Origin of the sequence: Burkholderia sp. CCA53, from assembly GCF_001685525.1 — a bacterium.
GTDB classification, from domain to species: Bacteria; Pseudomonadota; Gammaproteobacteria; order Burkholderiales; family Burkholderiaceae; genus Burkholderia; species Burkholderia multivorans.
Genome location: NZ_BDDJ01000001.1, coordinates 2329365 through 2355302, shown reverse-complemented (window position 1 = coordinate 2355302; position 25938 = coordinate 2329365). Strand labels below are relative to the sequence as shown.

The 25938-nt window shown below is 66.4% G+C and carries 19 protein-coding genes; 7 read left to right on the top strand and 12 right to left on the bottom strand.

Going from position 1 to position 25938, the window contains the following annotated elements; genetic code table 11:
• Positions 1 to 101: 101 nt before the first annotated feature.
• The 4 genes from BCR55_RS10920 to purN form a co-directional block, all read right to left on the bottom strand.
• Positions 102 to 1295 carry an acyl-CoA desaturase gene (locus BCR55_RS10920; RefSeq protein WP_006398540.1) on the bottom strand — a complete coding sequence of 398 codons (1194 nt, stop codon included), beginning with the start codon at positions 1293 to 1295 and terminating at the stop codon, positions 102 to 104.
• A gap of 197 nt (positions 1296 to 1492) precedes the next feature.
• Complete coding sequence (locus tag BCR55_RS10915; RefSeq protein WP_053296932.1) at positions 1493 to 2881, bottom strand: mechanosensitive ion channel family protein; 1389 nt, start codon at positions 2879 to 2881, stop codon at positions 1493 to 1495.
• Positions 2882 to 2899: 18 nt separating this feature from the next.
• A complete protein-coding gene (locus BCR55_RS10910; RefSeq protein ID WP_053296930.1) occupies positions 2900 to 4165 on the bottom strand; it encodes an RsmB/NOP family class I SAM-dependent RNA methyltransferase in 1266 nt (421 codons plus the stop codon).
• Entirely contained in the window at positions 4162 to 4824 is a 663-nt protein-coding gene (gene purN, locus BCR55_RS10905) for a phosphoribosylglycinamide formyltransferase (RefSeq protein ID WP_006405881.1), read from the bottom strand. The genes BCR55_RS10910 and purN overlap by 4 nt, the downstream gene beginning before the upstream one ends.
• Before the next feature lie 121 nt (positions 4825 to 4945).
• On the opposite strand from purN, the gene BCR55_RS10900 reads away from it, so the two are divergent.
• The 5 genes from BCR55_RS10900 (at position 4946) to dut (ending at position 11161) form a co-directional block, all read left to right on the top strand.
• Positions 4946 to 5938, top strand: coding sequence for a bifunctional riboflavin kinase/FAD synthetase (locus BCR55_RS10900; protein ID WP_006405882.1), 993 nt, complete (start codon positions 4946 to 4948; stop codon positions 5936 to 5938).
• A gap of 102 nt (positions 5939 to 6040) precedes the next feature.
• Positions 6041 to 8878: an isoleucine--tRNA ligase gene (ileS, locus tag BCR55_RS10895; protein ID WP_053296927.1), complete on the top strand. Its 2838-nt coding sequence runs from the start codon at positions 6041 to 6043 to the stop codon at positions 8876 to 8878.
• A 2-nt stretch (positions 8879 to 8880) separates the two neighbouring features.
• Positions 8881 to 9381 (top strand): signal peptidase II, encoded by a 501-nt coding sequence (gene lspA, locus BCR55_RS10890; protein ID WP_006398534.1) that lies wholly within the window; start codon positions 8881 to 8883, stop codon positions 9379 to 9381.
• Positions 9382 to 9449: 68 nt separating this feature from the next.
• Positions 9450 to 10661 (top strand): bifunctional phosphopantothenoylcysteine decarboxylase/phosphopantothenate--cysteine ligase CoaBC, encoded by a 1212-nt coding sequence (gene coaBC, locus BCR55_RS10885; protein WP_006405884.1) that lies wholly within the window; start codon positions 9450 to 9452, stop codon positions 10659 to 10661.
• Between the two features lie 53 nt (positions 10662 to 10714).
• Entirely contained in the window at positions 10715 to 11161 is a 447-nt protein-coding gene (dut, locus tag BCR55_RS10880) for a dUTP diphosphatase (RefSeq protein ID WP_006410973.1), read from the top strand.
• Between the two features lie 71 nt (positions 11162 to 11232).
• Here dut and BCR55_RS10875 read toward each other — a convergent pair whose 3' ends face one another.
• The 4 genes from BCR55_RS10875 to clpS all read right to left on the bottom strand — a co-directional run bounded on the left by BCR55_RS10875 (position 11233) and on the right by clpS (position 16211).
• Entirely contained in the window at positions 11233 to 12003 is a 771-nt protein-coding gene (locus BCR55_RS10875) for a hypothetical protein (protein WP_059940199.1), read from the bottom strand.
• A gap of 114 nt (positions 12004 to 12117) precedes the next feature.
• On the bottom strand, positions 12118 to 13497 hold the full coding sequence (locus BCR55_RS10870; RefSeq protein ID WP_065494552.1) for an amino acid permease: 1380 nt from the start codon (positions 13495 to 13497) through the stop codon (positions 12118 to 12120).
• Positions 13498 to 13599: 102 nt separating this feature from the next.
• On the bottom strand, positions 13600 to 15900 hold the full coding sequence (gene clpA / locus BCR55_RS10865) for an ATP-dependent Clp protease ATP-binding subunit ClpA (protein ID WP_006398530.1): 2301 nt from the start codon (positions 15898 to 15900) through the stop codon (positions 13600 to 13602).
• On the bottom strand, positions 15897 to 16211 hold the full coding sequence (gene clpS, locus BCR55_RS10860; RefSeq protein ID WP_006398529.1) for an ATP-dependent Clp protease adapter ClpS: 315 nt from the start codon (positions 16209 to 16211) through the stop codon (positions 15897 to 15899). The genes clpA and clpS overlap by 4 nt, the downstream gene beginning before the upstream one ends.
• A gap of 542 nt (positions 16212 to 16753) precedes the next feature.
• On the opposite strand from clpS, the gene BCR55_RS10855 reads away from it, so the two are divergent.
• A complete protein-coding gene (locus tag BCR55_RS10855) occupies positions 16754 to 16957 on the top strand; it encodes a cold-shock protein (RefSeq protein WP_004196460.1) in 204 nt (67 codons plus the stop codon).
• A 249-nt stretch (positions 16958 to 17206) separates the two neighbouring features.
• Here BCR55_RS10855 and BCR55_RS10850 read toward each other — a convergent pair whose 3' ends face one another.
• Together BCR55_RS10850 and BCR55_RS10845 are read right to left on the bottom strand one after the other, a co-directional pair.
• On the bottom strand, positions 17207 to 19039 hold the full coding sequence (locus BCR55_RS10850; protein WP_244104615.1) for a YadA-like family protein: 1833 nt from the start codon (positions 19037 to 19039) through the stop codon (positions 17207 to 17209).
• Positions 19040 to 19525: 486 nt separating this feature from the next.
• Positions 19526 to 21127, bottom strand: coding sequence for a multicopper oxidase family protein (locus BCR55_RS10845; protein ID WP_065494550.1), 1602 nt, complete (start codon positions 21125 to 21127; stop codon positions 19526 to 19528).
• Between the two features lie 566 nt (positions 21128 to 21693).
• Here BCR55_RS10845 and BCR55_RS10840 point away from each other — a divergent pair.
• Positions 21694 to 21918 carry a hypothetical protein gene (locus BCR55_RS10840; RefSeq protein WP_035488625.1) on the top strand — a complete coding sequence of 75 codons (225 nt, stop codon included), beginning with the start codon at positions 21694 to 21696 and terminating at the stop codon, positions 21916 to 21918.
• Between the two features lie 125 nt (positions 21919 to 22043).
• Here BCR55_RS10840 and BCR55_RS10835 read toward each other — a convergent pair whose 3' ends face one another.
• Together BCR55_RS10835 and icd are read right to left on the bottom strand one after the other, a co-directional pair.
• Entirely contained in the window at positions 22044 to 24269 is a 2226-nt protein-coding gene (locus tag BCR55_RS10835) for an NADP-dependent isocitrate dehydrogenase (RefSeq protein WP_053296923.1), read from the bottom strand.
• 276 nt (positions 24270 to 24545) lie between these two features.
• Positions 24546 to 25802, bottom strand: coding sequence for an NADP-dependent isocitrate dehydrogenase (icd, locus tag BCR55_RS10830; protein ID WP_006398522.1), 1257 nt, complete (start codon positions 25800 to 25802; stop codon positions 24546 to 24548).
• Positions 25803 to 25938 lie beyond the last annotated feature (136 nt).

The window sequence follows — 25938 nt, the reverse complement described above, 5'->3', positions numbered from 1 at the left end:
ATTCAGCGTCGCCCATCGCGACCGCGAAAACCGGCGGCCGAAATGAAAAAACCCCGCCAGCGCGGGGTTTGTGACGTCCTGAGATTCTAATCGATTTCGAATCAGGCGTAGCGGCGCAGGCGCATCGCAAATTCCTGCAATGCCTTGATGCCGCTTTGTTCGGCGCGATGACACCAATCTTGCAATTGTGCGAGAAGCTGTTCGCGCGACGCGGTCGAACGATCCCAGATCGCGGCCAGATCCTGGCGCAGCTGGAAATACGTGTGCAGCTTCTGGCTGTTCGCGAAGATCTCGGGCAGCAGCTTCTTCTGCGGCTCGTCGAGCCCGTCGGCGTCCTTGTGGAACCACTTGCGCGCACCGCGCATCAGCTGATACTTCTCGCCGCCGAGCGCCTTCAGATGGGCAAGCTCCTGACGATACGCACGCTTCACGGCCTTGCCGTAACGCGCCATCACTTCGTAGCGGTTCGACAGCACGGCTTGCAGCGTTTCCTGGTCGAGCACCGTCTTCGGCTTGTTCAGGCGCGGCGTCGGTGCGACCTTCTTCACCTTCGCGAGGCCGAACGCCGACATGATGCGGATATACATCCAGCCGATGTCGAATTCGTACCACTTGTTCGACAGCTTCGCGGACGTCGCGAACGTGTGGTGATTGTTGTGCAGCTCTTCGCCGCCGATCACGATGCCCCACGGAAAGAGGTTCGTGCTCGCGTCGGCCGAATTGAAGTTGCGATAGCCCCAGAAGTGGCCGAAACCGTTGACGACACCGGCCGCCCAGAACGGAATCCAGACCATCTGCACGGCCCACACGGTGAGGCCGATCACGCCGAACAGCGCGACGTCGATCACCATCATCAGGCTCACGCCGAGGATCGGGTATTTCGAATAGACGTTGCGCTCGATCCAGTCGTTCGGCGTGCCGTGACTGTACTTGCGCAGCGTCTCTTCGTTCTTCGCTTCCGCGCGATAGAGCTCCGCGCCTTCGAGGAACACCTTCCAGATCCCGCGCGTCTGCGGGCTGTGCGGATCCTCCTCGGTTTCGCACTTCGCGTGGTGCTTGCGGTGGATCGCCGCCCACTGGCCGGTGAGCATGCCGGTCGTCATCCACAGCCAGGCGCGGAAGAAGTGGCTGGCGATCGGGTGCAGCTCCAGCGCGCGGTGCGCCTGGCAGCGGTGCAGATAGACCGTCACGCCGATGATCGTGACGTGCGTGACGGCCAGCGCGAACAGCGCGACCTGCCACCACGAAAAACGCAGAAGCCCGTGAGAAAGAAAATCGAGCAGGGAATTCAGCAAGGCAGTTACCTGTGGTGAGTGCGACGCCGGCAACGGGCCGACGTCATAAAAATGAAAGCATACCGCGAATAGACCGAAATTTTACTTCAACCGTTCCAAGTCTTTGTAAAAAATGAATATTTTCTTGTCGAGAAGCAACGGGAACGGTCCACGGACGGACGCCGCGCCCGCCGCGCTCCCGTTTCGGCCGCTGCACGTCACGCGGCCGGCTGCTGCGCGCTCGACGCGGGCGCCGCGTCGGCCGCACGGCCGTCCACGGGAGGCTCGTTGGCCGCCCGCACCGTGCCGCCCAGCGCGTCGGGCAGCCCGATCACGCGCACCTCGCGCTGCGGGTACGGAATCGAGATCCCGTGCTCATGAAACAGCCGCCAGATGTTCCGGTTCACGTTCGAGCGCACGCTGCCGGTGCCCGTCGCCGCGTCCGCGATCCAGAAGCCGAGCTCCAGGTCGATCCCGTCGGCGCCGAAGCCGACGAGATACGGCGTGGGCGCCGGCTCGTCGAGCACGCGCGGCACGCCGCGCGCGGCCTCGGCAAGCAACGCGAGTGCCTGCTCGACGTCGTTCGTGTACGCGACCTGCACCGCGAGCTTCGCATAGCCGCGCGTCAGGTACGACGACTGGTTCTGCACGACGTCGGTGATCAGCTTCTCGTTCGGAATCAGCGTCTCGTTGCCGTCGAGGCCGCGTACGACCGTGTAGCGCGTGCGGATCTGCGTGACGACGCCCTGCAGCCCGCCGACGCTGATCGCGTCGCCGAGCCGCAGCGAGCGGTCCAGCAGGATGATGAAGCCCGACACGTAGTTGCTCGCGATCTTCTGCAACCCGAAGCCGAGGCCGACGCCGACCGCGCCGCCGAACACGCCGAGCACCGTGACATCGATGCCGACCAGCGACAGCCCGATCAGCACCGCCGCGAACACGAGCAGCGCGCGGCCGACGCGCGAGAGCACGACGCGCAGGTTCGCATCGAGCGTGCTCGCGCGCGCGAGCCGGTCCTCGAGCACCGAGCCGAGCCACATCGCAACCATCAGCGTCACGCAGACCCACAGCGCGCCGGAGATCAGCGACAGCAGCGTCAGGTGCGCGTTCGCGACGCGGAACTGCACGCTGTCGAGCCAGTCGAGCACGTCGCGCTGGATGCCGAGCACGGTCAGCACCATCGCGGCCCACACGATCACCGACACGAGCTTCTCGACGATCGAGAGCCACGCATGCGAGTGGCCGTCGCGCGCGAACACGCGCCGCGCGAAGAAAAACAGCACGTAGATGAGCCCGATGCCGAACAGCGGCACCAGCGCGAGCGACAACAGCGATGTCGACATGAACGGCTCGAACGCCAGCTGCGCGGCCAGCACGAACAGCCCGCCGAACAGCGGAAAGAGCGCGCGTTTCAGGCTTTGCGCGCCCGCGCCCGGCAGGCGGCCGGCCGCCCGCCGGCGTGCGTCGATCCGGCCGTGCATGAAGCGCGCGGCGACCCAGGCAAACGCAAGCGCGCCGACGAGAATCGCGGCCTGCCAGATCATGACCAGCTCGTTGAAGTCGCGGATCACCGACGCAAGCCGGTGCGACAGCAGTCGGTTCTCCATCGTCCGTGCCCTGCTGCGTTACTGCGCCGCGCGCCGCTCGAGCACCGCCGCGAAGAAGCCGTCGGTCGCGTGGCGGTGCGGCCACAGCGAGAGGTAGTCGCCCGTCTCGAGCTCGATGCGCTGATCGGCGAGCACCTTCTGCGCCGGCACGAGCACGAAGTCCGGATGATCGGCGAGGAACTGCTCGACGATGCGCTCGTTCTCGGCGTCGAGCACGCTGCAGGTCGCGTAGACGAGGCGGCCGCCCTTCTTCACGAGGCGCGCCGCGCTCGCGAGGATCGACGCCTGCTTCGGCGTGAGCTCGTCGACCGACGTGCGCGTCTGGCGCCACTTCAGGTCGGGATTGCGGCGCAGCGTGCCGAGACCACTGCACGGCGCGTCGACGAGCACGCGGTCGATCTTGCCGGCGAGCCGCTTGATCTTCGCGTCGTGCTCGCTGTCGATCAGCACCGGGTTCACGTTCGACAGCCCGCTGCGCGCCAGGCGCGGCTTGAGCTTCGCGAGACGCTTCTCCGACACGTCGAACGCATACAGCCGGCCGGTCGAGCGCATCATCGCGCCGAGCGCGAGCGTCTTGCCGCCGGCGCCCGCGCAGAAGTCGACGACCATCTCGCCGCGGCGCGGCGCGACGAGCGAGCACAGCAGCTGGCTGCCCTCGTCCTGCACCTCGATCTGCCCTTCCTCGAAGAGCTTCAGGCGCGTGAGCGCCGGCTTGCCGACCACGCGCACGCCGTGCGGCGCGAACGGCGTCTCGCCCGCGTCGATGCCGTTCGCGCGCAGCGCGTCGATCACCTGCTCGCGCGTGGCCTTCAGCACGTTCGCGCGCAGATCGAGCGGCGCGGGATAATTCAGCGCGGCCGCGAGCTGCGCGAGCTCCTCGGCATCGAAGCGCGTGGACAGCGCCTGCTGGATCCAGTCCGGCAGGTTCGTGCGGATGCGCAACGGCAGGCTCGCCGGATCGATCTTCGATACATGCTCGAGCCACGCCGCCTCGGCGGGCGACACGAACGGCTTTAGCGCGTTGCGGCCCATCGTCTGCATCAGGCCGAGCAGCGTCAGGCGTCGCGCGGGGCTGCCCGTGCCGCTCTCGGCCAGATGCGCGAACTCCATCTTGCGGCGCAGTACCGCGAACACGGCTTCGGCGATCACGCCGCGCTCCGCGTGGCCGAGCTTCGGATGCGCGCGGAAAAAGCGGCTCGTCGTCGCGTCGGCGGGACCGGCAAATTTCAGCACTTCGGCCAGCAGCGTCTCGATCTGGCCGATCAGGAATCCGTGCAGCTTCATACACCCTCGCTCGTTTCGGTTTGCGGTTGATCCGCGAAAATCCAGCGCGCCTCCTCGGGCGCGACGACCGCACGGTCGCCTTCGAGGCGCAGGCGCCCTTCGACGAACCAGCGCACCGCCCGCGGATACAGCACGTGCTCGACCGCCAGCACGCGCTGCGCGAGCGCCGCGGCGTCGTCCCCCGCGCGCACCGGCACCGCGCCCTGCGCGACGATCGCGCCGCTGTCGAGTTCCGGAATGACGAAATGGACCGTCGCACCGTGCAGCGCGACGCCCGCGTCGAGCGCCTGCTGGTGCGTGCGGATGCCCTTGAAGCTCGGCAGCAGCGACGGATGAATGTTCAGCAGCCGGCCCTCATATCGTCTGACGAATTCGGGCGTCAGGATGCGCATGAAGCCGGCGAGCACGACGAGATCGGGCGCGAACCGGTCGATCTCGGCGGCGAGCGCCGCATCGAAGCTGTCGCGGCCGTCGAACGACCGATGGTCGACCACCGCGGTCGCAATGCCGTGCGATGCGGCAAAGGCGAGGCCGGCCGCGTCGGGCCGGTTGGCGATCACGGCGGCGACCTCGGCCGGCCAGCGTTCGTGCGTGCATGCGCGGACGATGGCCTCCATGTTGCTGCCGCGACCGGAAATCAGGATCACGAGTTTTTTCATCCGCGAATTTTACCATTCGGCCCCGCGTTTCCCGCCTCCTGAGCCGCCGCGCCGCCCGAACGTTTATAATCTTCTGCTTTGCGGCATCCCACCGCCCATCCCCGACGCTGCATCCGCTATCGTGAAAGTCTTCCGCGGCCTGCCCAACGCCGAGAGCCGCGCGCCTTGCGCGCTGACGATCGGCAACTTCGACGGTGTCCATCGCGGGCATCAGGCCCTGCTCGCGCGCGTGCGCGCGGCAGCGGACGCGCGCGGCCTGCCCGTGTGCGTGATGACGTTCGAGCCGCATCCGCGCGAATTCTTCAACCCGGCCGGCGCACCGCCGCGCATCGCGATGCTGCGCGACAAGCTCGAGGCGCTGCGCGAGCACGGCGTCGATCGCGTGGTGGTCGAGCATTTCAATCACACGTTCGCGAGCCAGTCGCCGCAGGCGTTCGTCGAACGCACGCTGGTCAACGGGCTGCACACGCGCTGGATGATGGTCGGCGACGATTTCTGCTACGGCGCGAAGCGCGCGGGCACCTTCGACACGCTGAAGGCGGCCGGCGAGCAGTACGGCTTCGAAGTCGAGCAGATGGGCACGATCGCCGGCAGCGACGGCACGCGCATCTCGAGCTCCGGCGTGCGCACCGCGCTGGCCGCGGGCGATCTCGAGGCGGCCGCGAGCGCGCTCGGCCACAGCTATGCGATCAGCGGCCACGTCGCACACGGGCTCAAGCTCGGCCGCGACCTCGGCTTCCCGACGCTGAACCTGCCGATCGCGCACAAGCGCCCTGCGCTGTCGGGCATCTTCGTCGTGCAGGTGCACGGCCTCGGCCCCGCACCGCTGCCCGGCGTCGCGAGCCTCGGCCTGCGGCCGACCGTCGACGATTCCGGCCGCGTGCTGCTCGAGGTGCACCTGCTCGACTGGCACGGCGACGCATACGGCAAGCTCGTGCGCGTCGAATTCCTGAAAAAGCTGCGCGACGAGGCGAAATTCGACGATCTCGAGGCGCTGTCCCGCGCGATCGCGCAGGACGTCGCGAACGCGCGCGCGTACTTCATCGAGCGCGACCGTGCGCCGGGCAGCCGCGCGACCGGCTTCTCGACGTCGGCGACCGACCGAATTAGCTGATCCGGCCGGCGGCGCGCAGCGCGCCGCACACCTCGCGCCGCGCTGCGCGCGCGCCCGATTCACGACGCACGTGCGTCCCCCGATTTAGATAGCGATCCCATCATGAGCAACAAGAAAGCCGATTCGAAACCGCAGGCCAAGTATCCGGTCAACCTGCTCGACACGCCGTTCCCGATGCGCGGCGATCTGCCCAAGCGCGAGCCGCAGTGGGTCAAGGAGTGGGAGGAGCGCGGCGTCTACGAGAAGATCCGCGCGGCCAGCAAGGGCCGGCCGAAGTTCATCCTGCACGACGGCCCGCCGTATGCGAACGGCGACATCCACCTCGGTCACGCGGTCAACAAGATCCTGAAGGACATCGTCGTGAAGTCGCGCAACATGGCCGGCTTCGATGCGCCCTACGTGCCGGGCTGGGACTGCCACGGGATGCCGATCGAAATCCAGATCGAGAAGCAGTTCGGCAAGTCGCTGCCGGCCGCCGAAGTGATGAGCAAGGCGCGTGCGTACGCGACCGAGCAGATCGAGAAGCAGAAGGCCGGCTTCAAGCGCCTCGGCGTGCTCGGCGACTGGGCCGATCCCTACAAGACGATGAACTTCGTGAATGAAGCGGAAGAAATCCGCGCGCTCGGCAAGATCATCGAGAAGGGTTACGTCTATCGCGGGCTGAAGCCCGTGAACTGGTGCTTCGACTGCGGCTCGGCGCTCGCTGAAGCGGAAGTCGAGTACAAGGACCGCACCGATCCGACGATCGACGTGATGTTCCCGTTCGCCGAACCGGAAAAGACCGCGCAGGCGTTCGGGCTGCCCGCGCTGCCGCGCGCCGAAGGCGGCATCGTGATCTGGACCACGACGCCGTGGACGATCCCCGCGAACCAGGCGCTGAACCTGCATCCCGAAATCGTCTACGCGCTCGTCGATACCGAGCGCGGGCTGCTGATCGTCGCCGAAGAGCGCGTCGCCGCGTGCATGGAAGAGTTCAAGCTGACCGGCCGCGTCGTCGCGACCGCGCCGGGCGTGAAGCTCGTCAACCTGCGCTTCCACCATCCGCTCGCGTCGGCCCACCCCGGCTACAAGCGCACGGCGCCCGTCTATCTGGGCGACTACGTGACGACCGACACCGGCACCGGCGTCGTGCACTCGTCGCCCGCGTACGGCGTCGAAGACTTCATCTCCTGCAAGACGCACGGCATGACCGACTCCGACATCATCAATCCGGTGATGGGCGACGGCCGCTACATCGAATCGCTGCCGCTGTTCGGCGGGCTGTCGATCTGGGATGCGAATCCGAAGGTCGTCGACGCGCTGCGCGACGCGGGCACGCTGCTGCGCAGCGAGAAGTACACGCACAGCTACATGCACTGCTGGCGCCACAAGACGCCGATCATCTACCGCGCGACGTCGCAATGGTTCGCCGGGATGGACGTCACGCCGCGCGAAGGCGGCAAGACGCTGCGCGAGACCGCGCTCGAAGGCGTCGAAGCCACGGCGTTCTATCCGTCGTGGGGCAAGCAGCGCCTCTTCAGCATGATCGCGAACCGGCCGGACTGGACGCTGTCGCGTCAGCGCCAGTGGGGCGTGCCGATGGCGTTCTTCGTGCACAAGGAAACCGGCGAGCTGCATCCGCGCACGCTCGAGCTGCTCGAGGAAGTCGCGAAGCGTGTCGAAAAGTCGGGCATCGAGGCGTGGCAAACGCTCGATCCGCGCGAGCTGATCGGCGACGACGCGAACCTGTACGAAAAGAACCGCGACACGCTCGACGTGTGGTTCGACTCGGGCACGACGCACTGGCACGTGCTGCGCGGCTCGCACAAGGATCAGCTGCAGTTCCCGGCCGACCTCTACCTCGAAGGCTCGGACCAGCATCGCGGCTGGTTCCATTCGTCGCTGCTGACCGCGTCGATGCTCGACGGCCGCGCGCCGTACAAGGGGCTGCTGACGCACGGCTTCACGGTCGACGGCGAAGGCCGCAAGATGAGCAAGTCGCTCGGCAACGGCGTCGATCCGCATGAAGTCGCGAATCGCCTCGGCGCGGAAATCATCCGCCTGTGGATCGCATCGACCGACTACTCGGGCGAGCTCGCGATCTCCGAGGAAATCCTGAAGCGCGTGACGGAAGGCTATCGCCGGATCCGCAACACGCTGCGCTTCCTGCTCGCGAACCTGTCCGACTTCGACTACGCGCAGCATGCGGTGCCGGTCGACGAGTGGCTCGAGATCGACCGCTATGCCGTCGCGTTCTCGGCGCAGCTGCAGACCGAACTGCTCGCATACTACGAGAAGTACGAGTTCCACCCGGTCGTCGCGAAGCTGCAGACGTACTGCTCGGAAGACCTCGGCGGCTTCTATCTCGACGTGCTGAAGGACCGCCTGTACACGAGCGCGCCCGACTCGCGCGCGCGCCGCTCCGCACAGACAGCGCTGTACCACCTGACGCAGGGCCTGCTGCGCGTGCTCGCCCCGTTCCTGTCGTTTACGGCCGAGGAAGCGTGGAAGGTGTTCCAGCCGGCGAGCGACACGATCTTCACCGAAACGTATTACGCGTATCCGGACGTCGCCAACGCCGATGCGCTGATCGACAAGTGGTCGCTGCTGCGCGACGTGCGCGGCAACGTGACGAAGGCACTCGAGGAAGCGCGCACCGCGAACCGCATCGGCTCGTCGCTGCAGGCCGAAGTGACGGTGCACGCGAGCGGCGCGCGTTACGACGCGCTCGCGAGCCTCGGCGACGATCTGAAGTTCGTGCTGATCACGTCGGCCGCGACGGTCGTCAAGGTCGACGACGAAGCGCAGGAAGGCGTCGACGTGGCCGCGTCGAAGTATCAGAAGTGCGAACGCTGCTGGCACTATCGTGAAGACGTCGGCGCGCACGCCGATCATCCGACGCTGTGCGGCCGCTGCTTCTCGAACCTGTTTGAAAACGGCGAAACCCGGAGCGCTGCGTAAATATGGCGAAAACCCTGTCGAAACCGGCCAGCGGCGCACTCGCGCCGTGGCTGGGCATTTCGCTGATCGTGATCCTGTTCGACCAGCTGTCGAAAATCGCGATCCTGAAGACGTTTGCCTACGGCGCGCAGCATGCGCTGACGTCGTTCTTCAACCTCGTGCTCGTCTACAACCGCGGCGCCGCGTTCGGCTTCCTGTCGACCGCGAGCGGCTGGCAGCGCTGGGCGTTCACCGCGCTCGGCGTCGGCGCGACGCTCGTGATCTGCTTCCTGCTGAAGCGCCACGGCCACCAGCGGCTGTTCAGCCTGTCGCTCGCGCTGATCCTCGGCGGCGCGCTCGGCAACGTGATCGACCGGCTCGTGTACGGCCACGTGATCGACTTCCTCGATTTCCATCTCGGCGGCTGGCACTTTCCGGCATTCAACCTTGCCGACTCCGCGATCACGATCGGCGCCGTGCTGCTGATCTACGACGAACTGCGTCGCGTGCGCGGGGCGCGCTAAGCGCGCATACTCTGCGTCGACGGCCGGCGTGCGTGCCGGCCGTCTCGTTCGACCCTTGGAGGCCTGAGTTGGCACACGCGGAACTCGCAGGAAAACACCTCGTTCTCGGCCTGACCGGCGGCATCGCCTGCTACAAGATCGCCGAGCTGACCCGGCTGCTCACGAAAGCCGGAGCGACCGTGCAGGTCGCGATGACGGAAGCCGCCACGCAGTTCATCACGCCCGTCACGATGCAGGCGCTGTCCGGCCGTCCCGTCTATACGAGCCAGTGGGATGCGCGCATCGACAACAACATGGCGCACATCGACCTGTCGCGCGAGGCCGACGCAATCGTGATCGCGCCGGCGTCGACCGATTTCCTCGCGAAGCTCGCACATGGCTTCGCGGACGATCTGCTGTCGACGCTCTGCGTCGCGCGCGACTGTCCGCTGCTCGTCGTGCCCGCGATGAACCGGCAGATGTGGCAGAACCCGGCTACGCAGCGCAACGTCGCACAACTGCGCGCCGACGGCGTGTCGGTGCTCGGCCCCGACTCCGGCGCGCAGGCGTGCGGCGAAGTCGGCGACGGCCGCATGCTCGAACCCGAAGCGATCTACGAAGCGATCGTCTCGCACTTCCGGCCGAAGCGGCTCGCGCATCGGCGCGTGCTGATCACGGCCGGCCCGACCTTCGAACCGCTCGATCCGGTGCGCGGCCTCACGAACCGCTCGAGCGGCAAGATGGGTTTCGCGCTCGCGCGCGCCGCGCAGCAGGCAGGCGCCGAAGTCCATCTCGTCGCCGGCCCGGTCGCGCTCGACACGCCGTGGGGCGTGTACCGCGAGGACGTCCAGACTGCGCAGCAGATGTACGACGCGGTGATGAACGCGATCAACGATGCCGACATCTTCATCGCGGTTGCCGCGGTGGCCGACTGGCGCGTCGCGCAGCCGGCCGAGCACAAGATGAAGAAGACGGCCGACCGCAAGATGCCGCCGCTCGAATTCGTCGAGAATCCCGACATCCTCGCGTCGGTCGCGGCGCTGCCCGATCCGCCGTTCTGCGTCGGCTTCGCGGCCGAAAGCGGCGACCTCGACGTGCACGGCGACGAAAAGCGCAAGCGCAAGAACGTGCCGCTGCTGGTCGGCAATCTCGGCCCGCTGACGTTCGGCCGCGACGACAACGAAGTCGTGCTGTTCGACGAAAGCGGCCTCACGCGGCTGCCGCGCGCGCCGAAGGACGAGCTCGCGCACGTGATCGTCGACGAAATCGCGAAGCGCCTGCCGGACAACAGCCTGATCTGAACTCGCGCGCGGCGGCACGCGCCGCCGCGCCCTTCCCGACCGATTCGAACCGCATGAAACTCGACCTGAAAATTCTCGACGCGCGTATGCGCGACTACCTGCCCGCCTACGCAACCGCCGGCAGCGCGGGCCTGGATCTGCGCGCGTGCCTCGACGCGCCGCTGACGCTGAAACCGGGCGACACGGCGCTCGTGCCGACGGGCCTCGCGATCCATCTGGCCGACCCCGGCTACGCGGCGCTGATCCTGCCGCGCTCGGGTCTCGGCCACAAGCACGGGATCGTGCTCGGCAATCTGGTCGGGCTGATCGATTCCGACTACCAGGGCCAGCTGATGGTATCGACCTGGAACCGCGGGCAAACGGAATTCGTGCTGAACCCGTTTGAGCGCCTCGCGCAGCTCGTGATCGTGCCGGTCGTGCAGGCGCAGTTCAACATCGTCGACGACTTCGCGCAAAGCGAACGCGGCGCGGGCGGCTTCGGCAGCACCGGCCGTCACTGAACGATGCGTCGGATGCGCGAAAAAGGGGCCGCATGCCCCTTTTTTGTCGATCGGCGCTCGCGCGCCCCGCATCAGTCCTGGACGCGCTGCGCGATCCGCGCGGCCGTCAGGTCGCGCTGCCGCTGCTGCGCGAGCATCGCGTAGACGACCATCGCGACGAGCACGCCGAGCAGCACCGCCGACGATCCGACCGTGCCGAGTGCGAGCCCGCCCTTGGCGGTCGGCTTCGTCAGCAAGTCGCCGACCGTCGCACCGAACGGCCGCGTGAGCACGAACGCGCCCCAGAACAGCAGCACGCCGGAGATTCGCGTGAAATAGTGCGCGACGACGATCGCCGCGAGCAGGCCGCCGATCAGCAGCGCGCCGCCGCCGAAGCCGAGGCCGGAGCTGTCCGCGAGGAAGTCGCCGAGCGCGGTGCCGAGCGTGTTCGAGAACAGGATCGCGATCCAGTACAGCATCTCGACCTTGCGCGTGCGGATCCGGTCGACCGACAGCGATTCGCCGCTCAGCCGCCAGATCGCGAAGATCGACAGCAGGATCGCGACGAGAATCGACGTGCCGAGCGCGTAGCCAAGCCCGAGCGTGCGGTCCATGAAGTCGGACATCGTCGTGCCGGCCGTGCTGGTCGCGACGATCACCGCCCAGTAGACCGCCGGCCGATAGCGCGTGGTGCGCAGCTGCGCGCCGAGCGTAACGACGAAGAAACCGAACAGCAGGATCGAGCTCACTGCATAGCCGACGTTCAGCGTCATCGACAGCAGGTCGCCGCCGGTTTCGCCGAGCGTCGTCGCGCAGATCTTCATGATCCAGAACGCAAGCGTGATTTCGGGAAGTTTGTTCATTCGAGCCCTTTTGCAGGAAAGCGGCGAACCGGGCGAGCCGGAACGCGTTGCAGACAGGATCGAATGTAGCCGCCGCCAGCTTAACGCAACCTTAGCGAGCGGCCGCGCGGGAACTCAGCGTGCGTGCTGATGCCGGTAATGCAGCGCGTAAGCAAGCGTCAGCAGCACGACGAACACGACGCCGACCACCATCGTCATCCGGAATTCGCGCGTAAAAGCGGTCGTCAGCAGGATCGCCGCGACGAGCCCCGCGCCGAGCAGGCTGCCGAACGGATGCGCCCACATCCGGAAGGCGAGCGCAGGACCACGATATTTCGAACGAAAACGCAGATGCGTGACGAAGATCATCAGCCACGTGAACAGCGCGCCGAACATCGCGATCGCCATCATCACGGTAAACGCCGTATCGGGCGACAGCGCGACCAGCACGGCCGCGACCGCGACGCCGCTCGTCGAGATCCACAGCGCCGCGCGCGGCACGCCGTTCGCGCCGAGCTGGCCGAACACCGCGGGCGCGAGACGTGCGCGCGACAGGCTGAACATCATCCGCGTCGTCACGTACAGCTGGCTGTTCATCGCCGATAGCGCCGCGATCAGCAGCACGAAGTTGATCACGCCGGCCGCGTACGGCACGTGCGTCGCGGCCATCACCTTCACGAACGGACTCTCGTCGGTGCCGGCCTGCGTCCACGGAACGATCGCGAGCATCAGCGACAGCGTCAGCAGATAGAACAGCACGAGGCGAAACACGGTCGAGCGGAACGCGCGCGTGACCGCGTGCTGCGGATCGCGCGCTTCGCCGGCCGCGATCGCGACCGCCTCGATGCTCATGTAGCTGAAGATCGCGACGATCACCGCGACCCAGGTCCCCCACGGCCCCTTCGGCATGAAACCGCCGTGCGCGGTGTAGTTCGCGAAGCCGATGCCGGATGCGGGCGGCGCGGACCACACGAGGTACGCGCCGAGCACGATGAATACGACGATCGCCGCGATCTTCAGCAGCGAGAACGCATATTCGACCGATCCGTACAGCGTGACGCTCGCGAGATTCACCGCAATCAGCAGCGCGGAGAAGCCGATGACCCAGTACCAGCCCGGCACGGCCGGAAACCAGTACTTCATGAACACGGCGATCGCGCTGATCTCCGTGCCGATCGCGAATACGACCGCGAACCAGTACGCGTAACGGACCAGAAAGCCGGCGAGCGGGCCGACGTAATGTTCGGCATACGCGCCGAACGAGCCGGCCGTCGGATGCGCGACCGTCATTTCGGCCAGCGCGCCCATCAGCAGCAATGCGATCAGCGCGCCGACCGCATAGGACACGAGCACGCTCGGGCCGGCGAGCCCGATCGCGAAACCGCTGCCGAGAAAGAGTCCCGTGCCGATCGCGCCGCCGATCGCGATCATCGCCATCTGCCCCGACGTCAGCGCGTGGCGCAGCCCCTGTTCGCGCTCGACGATGTTGTCGAACGACTGCTGTTGTCGTGTCACTGCGTTGCCACTCCCTGCCCTACGAACGCGCCGCCGGCGCCGGATAAAACGAAACGGCGCGGAGAACTTCCCGCGCCGTTCGGATGAACCCGCAATTATCGCTTATTCGACTTCGACCGTCTCTTCGTTCGGCTTGTGCGGCGGATTCGGCAGCTTGTCGAACGAGAGCTGCACCTTGTCGTTTTCGTCGACGTCGACCGTCACGCGGCCGCCGTTCACCAGCTTGCCGAACAGCAGCTCGTCGGCCAGCGCACGACGGATCGTGTCCTGGATCAACCGCTGCATCGGCCGCGCACCCATCAGCGGATCGAAGCCGTGCTTCGCCAGATGCTTGCGCAATGCGTCGGTGAACAGCGCGTCGACCTTCTTCTCGTGCAGCTGTTCCTCGAGCTGGATCAGGAACTTGTCGACCACGCGCATGATGATTTCCTCATCGAGCGCGCGGAAGCTGATGATCGCATCGAGACGGTTGCGGAACTCCGGCGTGAACAGACGCTTGATGTCGGCCATCTCGTCGCCGGTCTCGCGACGCGTCGTGAAGCCGATCGTCGCCTTCTGCATCGACTCGGCGCCCGCGTTCGTCGTCATGATGATGATGACGTTGCGGAAATCCGCCTTGCGGCCGTTGTTGTCCGTCAGCGTGCCGTGGTCCATCACCTGCAGCAGCACGTTGAAGATGTCCGGGTGCGCCTTCTCGATTTCGTCGAGCAGCAGCACGCAGTGCGGCTTCTTCGTGACGGCTTCGGTCAGCAGACCGCCCTGATCGAAGCCGACGTAGCCCGGCGGCGCGCCGATCAGCCGGCTCACCGCATGGCGCTCCATGTATTCGGACATGTCGAAGCGGATCAGCTCGATGCCGAGCGTGAACGCGAGCTGACGCGCGACCTCGGTCTTGCCGACGCCCGTCGGGCCCGAGAACAGGAACGCGCCGATCGGCTTGTCCATCTTGCCGAGGCCCGCGCGCGCCATCTTGATCGACGCCGCGAGTGCGTCGATCGCCGGATCCTGACCGAACACGACGCTCTTCAGATCGCGATCGAGCGTCTGCAGCTTGCTGCGGTCGTCCTGCGACACGCTCTGCGCCGGCACGCGCGCGATCTTCGAAATGATTTCCTCGATCTCGCTCTTGCCGATCGTCTTCTTCTGCTTCGACTTCGGCAGGATGCGCTGCGCGGCACCCGCTTCGTCGATCACGTCGATCGCCTTGTCGGGCAGATGACGGTCGGTGATGAAGCGCGCCGACAGTTCGGCGGCGGCCGACAACGCGCCCGACGAATACTTGACGCCGTGATGCTCCTCGAAGCGCGACTTCAGCCCGCGCAGGATCGCGACCGTCTGCTCGACGGTCGGCTCCGTCACGTCGACCTTCTGGAAGCGCCGCGACAGCGCTGCATCCTTCTCGAAGATCCCGCGATATTCGGTGAACGTCGTCGCGCCGATGCACTTCAGCGTGCCCGACGACAGCGCCGGCTTCAGCAGGTTCGACGCATCCAGCGTGCCGCCCGACGCGGCGCCCGCGCCGATCAGCGTGTGGATCTCGTCGATGAAGAGGATCGCGTGCGGGCGCTCCTTCAGTTCCTTCAGCACCGTCTTCAGGCGCTGCTCGAAATCGCCGCGATACTTGGTGCCCGCGAGCAGCGCGCCCATGTCGAGCGAATAGACCTGCGCATTCGCGAGGATGTCGGGCACTTCGCCGCGCGTGATGCGGTACGCGAGCCCTTCCGCGATCGCGGTCTTGCCGACGCCGGCCTCGCCGACGAGCAGCGGATTGTTCTTGCGACGGCGGCACAGCACCTGCACGACGCGCTCGACCTCGGGCTCGCGCCCGATCAGCGGATCGATGCGGCCGTCCTTCGCCATCTGGTTCAGGTTCTGCGTGAACTGCGCGAGCGGCGTTTCCTTCTGCGCGTTCGCGTCGTCGCTTTCCGCGCTCGGATCGCCCGACTTCGCGGCCTCGCCGCTGTTGGTCTTCGCGATGCCGTGCGAGATGAAGTTCACGACGTCCAGACGCGTGACGCCCTGCTGCTGCAGGTAGTAGACGGCATGCGAATCCTTCTCGCCGAAGATCGCGACCAGCACGTTCGCGCCGGTCACTTCCTTCTTGCCGTTCGACGTCGACTGGACGTGCATGATCGCGCGCTGAATCACGCGCTGAAAGCCGAGCGTCGGCTGGGTATCGACGTCGTCGGTACCGGGGACGGTAGGCGTGTTGTCGTGGATGAAATTGCGCAGGTTCTGACGCAGATCCTCGATGTTGGCCGCGCACGCGCGCAACACCTCGGCTGCCGTCGGATTATCCAGCAGGGCGAGCAGCAGGTGCTCGACCGTAATGAACTCATGGCGCGCCTGGCGTGCTTCCATGAACGCCATGTGCAGGCTGACTTCCAATTCCTGGGCAATCATGCTTCCTCCATCACGCACTGCAGCGGATGCCCGGCCTGCCGCGCATGGGTAACGACTTGCTCAACTTTGGTCGACGCGATGTCCCGCGTATAGACCCCACAAACCCCTCGCCCTTCGCGATGGACCTTCAGCATGATCTGCGTGGCCGTCTCGCGATCCTTCTTGAAATACTCCTGCACGACCATCACGACGAATTCCATCGGCGTGAAGTCGTCGTTCAGCAACACCACCTTGTACATCGAAGGTGGCTTCAGCTTCTGTTGCTTGCGTTCCAGGACCGTGCTGTCCTGCTTGTCCGGGATAATCGCCATACACCCATTCTAAACAACTCGGACAGGCCCGCAATCCTGCCATTACCCGACCGACCGGCCGGCGCCCTCCCCGGTATCCCGGAAACACGCGATCGTCTTCGCGCCATGCGAAAGCCGGCTGCGGTGCCGGCTTTCACGCGTGGCGCGGAACGCGAATCGTCGCCGGGTGTCGCGCCGGAACGTCGTGTTCGCATCCAGTATCCCACAAGCCGGGACGACTCGAACGCGTGTCACTCGAGCCTGGTATATGAGCCGATTATGCGACTTTTCAAGTTGTCGCGCTTGCCGCCGTGCTGCGAAGCAAAGCCGGAAAAACCCTGAAAATGGGTTCTTTACAACGTCCCCCTAACCGTCTAAAAATTTCCTTGACACTCAAATAAAGAGCGCCAACAATCAAGCTGGCACTTTTTTCAAATTGCCTGCGGGCGAAATGAAAGAGGCCGAGGTGAGCTTGTGAGGGGGGAACGGCTGCAGTTTTCCGGTCGTTTAGCTTTTCGAGCGTGCTCGTGGTAAGTAGCGACTGTGTGACAGGGGAAGTAGGTATGGCAACTGGTATTGTCAAATGGTTCAACGACGCAAAGGGCTTCGGTTTCATCACTCCCGACGAGGGCGGTGAAGACCTGTTCGCGCACTTCTCGGCGATCAACATGCAGGGTTTCAAGACCCTGAAGGAAGGCCAGAAGGTGAGCTTCGAAGTCGTCCAAGGACCGAAGGGCAAGCAAGCTTCGAATATCCAGGCCGCCTGAGGGCAACGGATTTCGGACGAAGAAACCCGGCGAGATGCCGGGTTTCTTTTTTTGTGCGTCGTACGTGCGCCATGTCGATTGATCGGCGAGTTTGCACAATGGCGGCGCAAGCTTTGCGATTGTCCGCATAGGCGTGCAAATCGATTTTGTCGACGCGCGCGACCGTTTTACCGATTCACGATCGCGCGCGCCGTCATCATCGCGCAATATTTACATGCGCGTTTATCGAGCGCATGTGTCGCCGTGGCGTTACCAGCTGTATGAGGCGCCCGCGCCCCACGTCGTCGTCGCGGCATTCAGGCTCGCGCCGGCACGCAGCTTGAGGTTCTCGCCGAACCGCACCGATGCGCCGAGCGCGACGGCCTGATAGCCGAGGTAGCCGCCCGTACCGATCCCGACGGCGATCGTCTTGCCCGTGTCGACGTCGGGAATCATCGACAGCGCGGTCGCCGCCGCGACGCCGCCGTATGCGCGCCGTGCAACCGAGTGAAGCTGCCGCATGTTGACCGCATCCGAAGGCAGCACGCCGTCCGCGACATGCACGATCTTCCGCTCGCGCCCCGCTGCGCCGACCGACACCGTATCGTCGCGATCCGCGACCGACGCGCGGCCGAGCGCGACCGAATTCGTGCCGCTCGCCACGGCGTCCGAACCGAGCGCGATGCTGTGTGCGGCCGTCGCCGACGCGCCGTTTCCGACGCTCGTGCTGCGATCGCCGACCGCCGTCGCGTCGGCGCCGATCGCGGTGCTTCGGAAGCCGGCAGCTTGTGCGCGAGCGCCCGTCGCGAGGCCGTCGTTGCCCGTTGCGGTCGCCGCTACGCCGACTGCGACTCCGCCGGTGCCACCTACGCGCGCACCGGCGCCGAGTACGGTGCTGTCTGCGCCTTCCGCGTGCGCGCCCACGCCAATCGCGATGCCGCTGCTTGCCGTCGCATGCGCATCGGCGCCGATCGCAACGTTGCCATCGCTCGTCGCGATCGCGCGACGGCCCATCGCGAGGCTCGCGTCGCCGAGCGCCGACGCGTCGATGCCGAATGCGGCACTGTCCGCGCCTGCCGCGCGCGACGCCGCGCCAATCGCGGCACCGTTCGCGCCGTTCGCATTCGCGTTCGCGCCGACTGCGATGCCGTGCTCCGCCGATGCGCTCGCGGCAACGCCGATCGCGACACCATCCGACGCCGACGCGTTGGCGCCGCCGCCGATCGCGAGGCTCCCGTCGCCGAGCGCCGATGCGTTCGTGCCGAATGCCGCGCTGTCGACGCCCGCAGCGTTCGACGACACACCGACGGCCGCCGCACCGCTCCCGCTCGCATTCGCGCTCGAACCGAGCGCAATGCCGTGCTCCGCCGACGCGTCCGCCGCGACGCCCATCGCCACACCGCCCGATGCCTGCGCGTTTGCGCCGTGGCCCACCGCGACGCTGCCGTCGTCAAGTGCCGATGCCTCCGCACCGAGCGCGATGCTGCCCGTGCCCTCCGCGCTCGCCGAGCCGCCGATCGCGACCGTCTCGTCCGCGAAAGCGTTCGCCGCCGTCCCCAGCGCGATGCTGTCGAACTCGTTCGCACTTGCGCCGCTGCCGAGCGCGATGCTTCCGTCGCCGAACGCCGCCGCGTCCGCGCCGAGCGCGGTGCTCGCCGCACCCGTCGCACTCGATTGCACACCCACCGCCGTACTGCCCGACGAGGCGGCCAGCGCCAGCGTACCGGCAGCCATGCTCTGTTCTCCCTTCGCCTTCGCGCCGGCACCGACCGCAACGGCATCCGCATGATGCGCCGCCGCCGCGACACCTGCGGCCAGGCTTGCATCGCCTGCCGCCCACGCCTGCGGACCGAGCGCGATGCTGTCGGCGCCGGCAGCGAGCGCGTTGCCGCCGGTCGCGAAACTGTTCGGCCCCGGCGCGCGTGCACGCGTGCCGTTCATGTCACGCGCGTTGCGCGCATCGACGACGATCGCGATGCCGTCGCCGGGTGCCAGCACGTTCGCGTCGGCTCGCAGGATCGTGTCGGCGGACACGCTGCGCGACAGCGGCGGCGCATCGGCATACCGCTGCGCGTATGCGTCGGGAACGGCCCATCCGAGCATGCCGGCCACGCCGGATGCCAGCGCGCGGCGGGCGCGCGACCGCGCGGAGCACCCGCATCGCGACTCGTCTTTCGCACTGAAGGTGTTCGTGTTGATGCCTCGGTCTCTCGTATTTTTCATCGTTTTCCTAATCGTATTTTTCGGTCTTCGGCACATGTCGAATCCGCATCGGAAATTGGAAGCGACTTGCGCCGCACATGAACCGCCGCGAAGCGCACCGACGCCCGACGCTCAGGACTTCGCGTGCGAGCCGGCGGCGGAAATCGAGTATAGGGACGGCGACACGTCACACATATCTGACACGTACCAATATTTATGGGACAACTAACTCAATTCGCATTTGACCGATAGGACAAGACAAATCATTACGTTGCGCGCTCCAGTGTCACCAGAGAAAGAAAAAGCCGCGCATCGACAACGATGCGCGGCCTGCTTTCCCGAGAACGGCGAACGCCGGATGTCGACGACACCCGGACGACCGATACGTCAGACGACCTTCAGCGTACCCATCATGCCGAGGTCTTCGTGTTCGAGAATGTGGCAGTGGAACATGCGTTCGCCGGCCATATCCTGCGTCGTCAGGATCGTCACGGTCTCGCCGCTGCGGACGTTCACGGTGTCGCGCCATGCGCGGAACGGCTCGGCCGTGCGCGCGCCTTCCGTCGCGCGCTCGATCACCTGGAACTGCGTGCCGTGCAGATGGAACGGATGATCCATGTCGGTGGCGTTACGTATCGTCCAGCGTTCGACGTCGCCGCGGCGGCTCGTCAGCGTGATGCGCCCCGGCGCATAGGTGTCGCCGTTGATCGTGAAACGCATGCCCGCCGGACGACCATGCGCGCCAGGCTTCATCATCGCGTCCATGTCCATCTCTTCGCCGAACGCGACCTCCTTGTGCGCGACCGGCTCGCCGAGCGGCGGCACCGTGCGCAGCGTCGCGGGCAACTCGCGCGGCGCTGCCGGCGCGAACACGACGTCGGCCAATGCGCGGGCGGGATCGGGCGGCAGGCTGCCGTGGCCGTCGTCGTGCGACATCGCCATCTTGCCGCGGTCGTATTCGGCTGCCTGCAGCACCGCGCGCGACGCGCGGTCGCCGGCCCGAACCAGCATCTCCGCGCGCTCGCCCGGTGCGAGCAGCAGCGACGTGACGCGACGCGGTGCGCCGAACAGGCCGCCGTCGGTGCCGACATGCTCGAACGCGCGGCCGTCGTCGAACGCGACGCGCAGGTAGCGCGCGCTGCACGCGTTCCACACGCGCCAGCGTTCGTCGCCGGCGACCTCGATCCGCGGCCGGCGCGCACCGTTGACGAGCACGAACTGCCCTTCACGACCGTTCATCCAGTCCATCATGTCGTTCGGCGGAATCGTCCCGTCGCGCGCGAGCTTCAGATCGGACACGAACAGGTGGCGCTCGGGCCAGCCCGCGAGCGGATCGTCGGCCGCACGCACGACGAACGGCCCCGCGAGCCCGCGGAACACCTGTTCGGCCGTCATCATGTGCGGATGCGGGTGATACCAGTACGTGCCCGCGCTGCCCTTCGGCAGCGTGAAGCGGTAGACGCGCGACGCGCCCGGCGCAACGGCATCGGACGGATTGCCGTCCTGATCGGGCGGCACCGGCAGGCCGTGCCAGTGAATCGTCGACGGCTGCGGCAGCTTGTTCTCGAACCGGATCTCGACCGTATCGCCCTCGCGCACGTCGATCAGCGGACCGACGACGGGGCCGTCGGCGCCGGCGCCGAACTGCCAGAACGTCGTCGGGCGCGCACCGCGCAGCAGCGGCCGCGCGACCGGCTGCGCGGTCAGCGTCGCGCGAAACGTGCCCGGCTCGCGACTTTCGTTGACGAGCGTGCGCAAGACGGCCAGCGGCGCGCCGGCCGGCAGCGCATCGGCTGCCGCCAGCGCCGCAGGCGCGGGCCGGTTAGCGTGCTGCCCGTGCCCGGACATGCCGCCCATTCCCGGCATGTCCCGCATGTCGTCCATGCCCGCCATACCGGCATGTCCCGCATGTTGCGCCCATGCACCGCGTGCGACGAGCGATGCCGCCGCGACCCCGATCGCGCGCGACAGAAAGGTTCTTCGAATCATCAATCGTTCCTCGTTATTCGTGCGGCGGCAGCGGCGCCACGCGGACGGGCCGCATACCGCGGGCACGATGCGAAGCCGTGCCCCGCGCCATCATAACCGCGCGTCCGTACCGCGACGCGCGAGCGCCGGTCGAGCGGCGATACGTCGCAGTGCAGCCTGCGCATCGCGCGCCGGTTCTGCGCTCAGCGCATGGCGATTCCCACCTATTGGGCGCGCCCGCATACTCGTCGATCGCCAAACCGCCCGTTTTTTCACGATGCGGAAAGAATCACTGCGTTATAAAAATTCGTGGTGCACGGCACAAATTCGCCGTTTCGCGATGCCGAAAAACGTTCCGCAATACAAAACGAAGCGCGTATCTCTTTGTTTTTACAAGAACAATTTTCTATCGAGTCGCCGTTCTACGCGCACCATCCGGACCGTCGCCGGACGTAGACTTTGTTCCATGCACTGACGCTTCGCGAGGATGGTCGATACCGGACCGGACGCAAGCAGCCAGTCGAGCCAGGGCCGGTCGAACCGGCGGCACGCACAGAATCGCTTGTGATCAGAAAGGGAGAACGGAAATGATGGGATTTCGCTTTGGTTCAGCGCTCGGGTCGTTCTACATCCTGCCGGGTAAGGGCGGCTGGGAAGCGACGTTCGGCAACGCCGTGCTCGGCGCATTCTCGTGCCCGGAACACGCGGCAGACCACATCTCTCGCGGCGACTGCCCGCAGTTGTCCGACCTCGATACCGCGACGCTCGAAGTGCCGCACGAAATCGCCGAGTGGGAAGTCGTCCACGTCTGAATGACGCGGGCTGCCCAAGCAAAACGCCCCGGACCTCCGGGGCGTTTCTCGTTGCGCTCGGGCTGCCGTCCGTCGGGCGGCAGCCGGTCAGCGCCGCCGCATCCGCCGGCCGGCGCCGGTCGCGATCAGAGCGCGTCGACGATCGCGTTGAGCGTCGCGCTCGGGCGCATCGCCTGGCTCGTCAGCTCGACGTTCGGGCGATAGTAGCCGCCGATGTTCTGCGGCTTGCCTTGTGCGGCCGACAGTTCCTCGAGAATGCGCGCCTCGTTGTCGGCGAGCGCCTTCGCGACACCCTCGAACTGCGCCTTCAGCGCCGCATCCTCGTCCTGCGCGGCGAGCGCCTGCGCCCAGTAGAGGCACAGGTAGAAGTGGCTGCCGCGGTTGTCGAGGCCACCCACCTTGCGCGCCGGCGACTTGTTCTCGTCGAGGAACTTGCCGGTCGCCTGATCGAGCGTCTTCGCAAGCACGAGCGCCTTCGGGTTCTGGTACGCGTTGCCGAGGTGTTCGAGCGACGCCGCGAGCGCGAGGAATTCGCCGAGCGAATCCCAGCGCAGGAAGCCTTCCTCGACGAACTGTTGCACGTGCTTCGGCGCCGAACCGCCTGCGCCCGTTTCGAACATCCCGCCGCCCGCCATCAGCGGCACGATCGACAGCATCTTCGCGCTGGTGCCGAGCTCCATGATCGGGAACAGGTCGGTCAGGTAGTCGCGCAGCACGTTGCCGGTGACGGAGATCGTGTCCTTACCCGCGCGGATGCGCTCGAGCGAGAAACGCGTCGCTTCGACCGGCGTCATGATGCGGATGTCGAGACCGTTCGTGTCGTGATCCTTCAGGTAACGCTCGACCTTCGCGATGATCTGCGCGTCGTGCGCGCGCGCCGGATCGAGCCAGAACACGGCCGGCGCGCCGGTCGCGCGTGCGCGGTTCACCGCGAGCTTGACCCAGTCCTGCACCGGCGCGTCCTTCGTCTGGCACATACGCCAGATGTCGCCCGACTCGACCGCATGCTCGAGCAGCACGTTGCCCGCTTCGTCGATCACGCGCACGACACCGTCGGCCGGGATCTGGAAGGTCTTGTCGTGCGAACCGTATTCCTCGGCCGCCTGCGCCATCAGGCCGACGTTCGGCACGCTGCCCATCGTGACCGGATCGAACGCGCCGTGCTGCTTGCAGTCCTCGATCACGGCCTGGTAGACGCCCGCGTAGCAACGGTCCGGAATCACGGCCTTCGCGTCGTACAGTTCGCCGTCCGGGCCCCACATGCGGCCCGACTCGCGGATCATCGCCGGCATCGATGCGTCGACGATCACGTCGCTCGGCACGTGCAGGTTCGTGATGCCCTTGTCGGAGTTCACCATGGCGAGACGCGGACGCACCGCGTACTCGGCCTTGATGTCGGCTTCGATCGCTTCGCGCGTGTCGGCCGGCAGGTCCTTCAGGCGCGCGTACAGATCGCCGATGCCGTTGTTCGGGTTGAAGCCCGCCTTGGCCAGCACGTCCGCATGCTTCTCGAGCGCGTCGCGATAGAACACCGAGACGACCTGACCGAACAGGATCGGATCGGACACCTTCATCATCGTCGCCTTCAGGTGCACGGAGAACAGCACGTCCTGCGCCTTCGCGTCCGCGATCTGCGCTTCGAGGAAGCTGCGCAGCGCCTTGCGGCTCATCACCGACGCGTCGATCACTTCACCGGCCTTCACGGCCGTCTTTTCCTTGAGGACCTTCTTCACGCCGTCGGCCGTGGTCAGCTCGATCTTCACGCTGCCCGGCTCGGCGATCAGCGCCGACTTCTCGCTGCCGTAGAAGTCGCCTTCCGTCATGTGCGCGACGTGCGCCTTCGAGCTCGACTGCCATGCGCCCATCTTGTGCGGGTGCTTGCGTGCGTAGTTCTTCACCGACAGCGGCGCACGGCGATCGGAGTTGCCTTCGCGCAGCACCGGGTTTACCGCGCTGCCCTTGATCTTGTCGTAACGGGCCTTGATCGCCTTCTCTTCGTCGGTCGACGGCTCTTCCGGATAGGCCGGCAGCTTGTAGCCCTGTGCCTGCAGCTCGGCGATCGCAGCCTTCAGCTGCGGCACCGACGCGCTGATGTTCGGCAGCTTGATGATGTTCGCCTCGGGCTTCAGCGTGAGCTGGCCGAGCTCGGCCAGATCGTCGGAACCCTTCTGCTCGGGCGGCAGGATGTCTGCAAATGCCGCGATGATGCGGCCCGCGAGCGAAATGTCGCGCGTTTCGACGGCGACGCCGGACGAACGCGTGAAGGCCTTGACGATCGGCAGCAGCGAATAGGTCGCGAGCGCGGGCGCTTCGTCGGTGAGCGTGTAGATGATCTTGGGCGAAGTGGACATGGTCGATGCGTTGCTACGTGAAAGTGGGACTGAAGATCGCCGGCGGTAACCGGCGGGGAGCGACCGGGTCGGTCGCGAAAAGGGGCGCGCCGGCTAGCCGGGCGGGAATGTTGCGAGGGCCGTCATGTTCTACCTTGCAGGGCTTGCGGGCCGCCTCGCGGCGCCGCGGCCCGGAGCCCGGGCCGCCCTGCCAAAGCTGCCATTCACGAAACGCCCCGGCGCCGGCAGCAGGCGCCGGGGCGGCCGGCTGCGCGCCGGCCCACCCCGGAAGGGGTCTTACATGTTCTCGATCAGCACTTCGCCGAAACCGGAGCACGACACCTGCGTCGCCCCTTCCATCAGGCGCGCGAAGTCGTACGTGACGCGCTTCTGCAGGATCGACTTCTCCATCGCGGCGATGATCGTGTCGGCCGCTTCCGTCCAGCCGAGGTGGCGCAGCATCATTTCGGCCGACAGGATCTCGGAACCGGGGTTCACGTAATCCTTGCCCGCGTACTTCGGCGCCGTGCCGTGCGTCGCTTCGAACATCGCGACCGAATCCGACAGGTTCGCGCCCGGCGCGATGCCGATGCCGCCGACCTGCGCGGCCAGCGCGTCCGAAATATAGTCGCCGTTCAGGTTCAGCGTCGCGATCACGTCGTATTCGGCCGGGCGCAGCAGGATCTGCTGCAGGAACGCGTCGGCGATCGAATCCTTGATCACGATCTCGCCGCCCGTCTTCGGGTTCTTCACGCGCATCCACGGGCCGCCGTCGATCAGCTCGCCGCCGAATTCCTTCTGCGCGAGCGCGTAGCCGGCGTCACGGAACAGGCCTTCCGTGAACTTCATGATGTTGCCCTTGTGCACCAGCGTGACCGACTTGCGATCGTTGTCGATCGCGTACTGGATCGCCTTGCGCACGAGCCGCTCGGTGCCTTCCGTCGACACGGGCTTCACGCCGATCCCCGACGTTTCCGGGAAGCGGATCTTCTTCACGCCCATCTCGTCGCGCAGGAACGCGATCACCTTCTTCGCCTGCTCCGAACCGGCCGGCCATTCTATGCCGGCGTAGATGTCTTCCGAGTTCTCGCGGAAGATCACCATGTCGATCTTTTCCGGCTCGCGCACCGGCGACGGCACGCCCTTGAAGTACCGCACCGGCCGCAGGCACACGTACAGATCGAGCTCCTGGCGCAGCGCGACGTTCAGCGAACGGATGCCGCCGCCGACCGGCGTCGTCAGCGGCCCCTTGATCGACACGACGTATTCCTTCAGCACCTGCAGCGTCTCGTCCGGCAGCCACACGTCCGGACCGTACACCTTGGTCGCCTTCTCGCCCGCGTAGATCTCCATCCAGTGGATCTTGCGCTTGCCCTTGTACGCCGCCTCGACCGCCGCATCGACCACCTTGATCATGACCGGCGTGATGTCGAAGCCCGTCCCGTCGCCTTCGATATAGGGAATGATCGGCTGATCGGAAACGTTGAGCGTGAAATCCTGGTTGACGGTGATCTTGTCACCGCCGTCCGGAACCTTGATGTGCTGATACGGCATGATCGACTCCAGTGACGTGGCTGAGCAGGTGTTGCTGGTCGAAGCTGCGCGCGCCGCAGGAGCAAGGCCTGAGCTCCCCGGCGCCGACAGCGAGCCGCTATTCTAGCGCCCCAACCGGGCACGGCGGCACGAAGCG

What these genes read in the sequence shown, in the direction of transcription:
- BCR55_RS10915 (WP_053296932.1), bottom strand. Translation starts at nt 2,881, where the DNA reads ATGGAGAACCGACTGCTGTCGCACCGGCTTGCGTCGGTGATCCGCGAC.
- BCR55_RS10910 (WP_053296930.1), bottom strand. Translation starts at nt 4,165, where the DNA reads ATGAAGCTGCACGGATTCCTGATCGGCCAGATCGAGACGCTGCTGGCC.
- purN (WP_006405881.1), bottom strand. Translation starts at nt 4,824, where the DNA reads ATGAAAAAACTCGTGATCCTGATTTCCGGTCGCGGCAGCAACATGGAG.
- ileS (WP_053296927.1), top strand. Translation starts at nt 6,041, where the DNA reads ATGAGCAACAAGAAAGCCGATTCGAAACCGCAGGCCAAGTATCCGGTC.
- lspA (WP_006398534.1), top strand. Translation starts at nt 8,881, where the DNA reads ATGGCGAAAACCCTGTCGAAACCGGCCAGCGGCGCACTCGCGCCGTGG.
- dut (WP_006410973.1), top strand. Translation starts at nt 10,715, where the DNA reads ATGAAACTCGACCTGAAAATTCTCGACGCGCGTATGCGCGACTACCTG.
- BCR55_RS10875 (WP_059940199.1), bottom strand. Translation starts at nt 12,003, where the DNA reads ATGAACAAACTTCCCGAAATCACGCTTGCGTTCTGGATCATGAAGATC.
- clpA (WP_006398530.1), bottom strand. Translation starts at nt 15,900, where the DNA reads ATGATTGCCCAGGAATTGGAAGTCAGCCTGCACATGGCGTTCATGGAA.
- clpS (WP_006398529.1), bottom strand. Translation starts at nt 16,211, where the DNA reads ATGGCGATTATCCCGGACAAGCAGGACAGCACGGTCCTGGAACGCAAG.
- BCR55_RS10855 (WP_004196460.1), top strand. Translation starts at nt 16,754, where the DNA reads ATGGCAACTGGTATTGTCAAATGGTTCAACGACGCAAAGGGCTTCGGT.
- BCR55_RS10850 (WP_244104615.1), bottom strand. Translation starts at nt 19,039, where the DNA reads ATGCTCGGATGGGCCGTTCCCGACGCATACGCGCAGCGGTATGCCGAT.
- BCR55_RS10845 (WP_065494550.1), bottom strand. Translation starts at nt 21,127, where the DNA reads ATGATTCGAAGAACCTTTCTGTCGCGCGCGATCGGGGTCGCGGCGGCA.
- BCR55_RS10840 (WP_035488625.1), top strand. Translation starts at nt 21,694, where the DNA reads ATGATGGGATTTCGCTTTGGTTCAGCGCTCGGGTCGTTCTACATCCTG.
- BCR55_RS10835 (WP_053296923.1), bottom strand. Translation starts at nt 24,269, where the DNA reads ATGTCCACTTCGCCCAAGATCATCTACACGCTCACCGACGAAGCGCCC.
- icd (WP_006398522.1), bottom strand. Translation starts at nt 25,802, where the DNA reads ATGCCGTATCAGCACATCAAGGTTCCGGACGGCGGTGACAAGATCACC.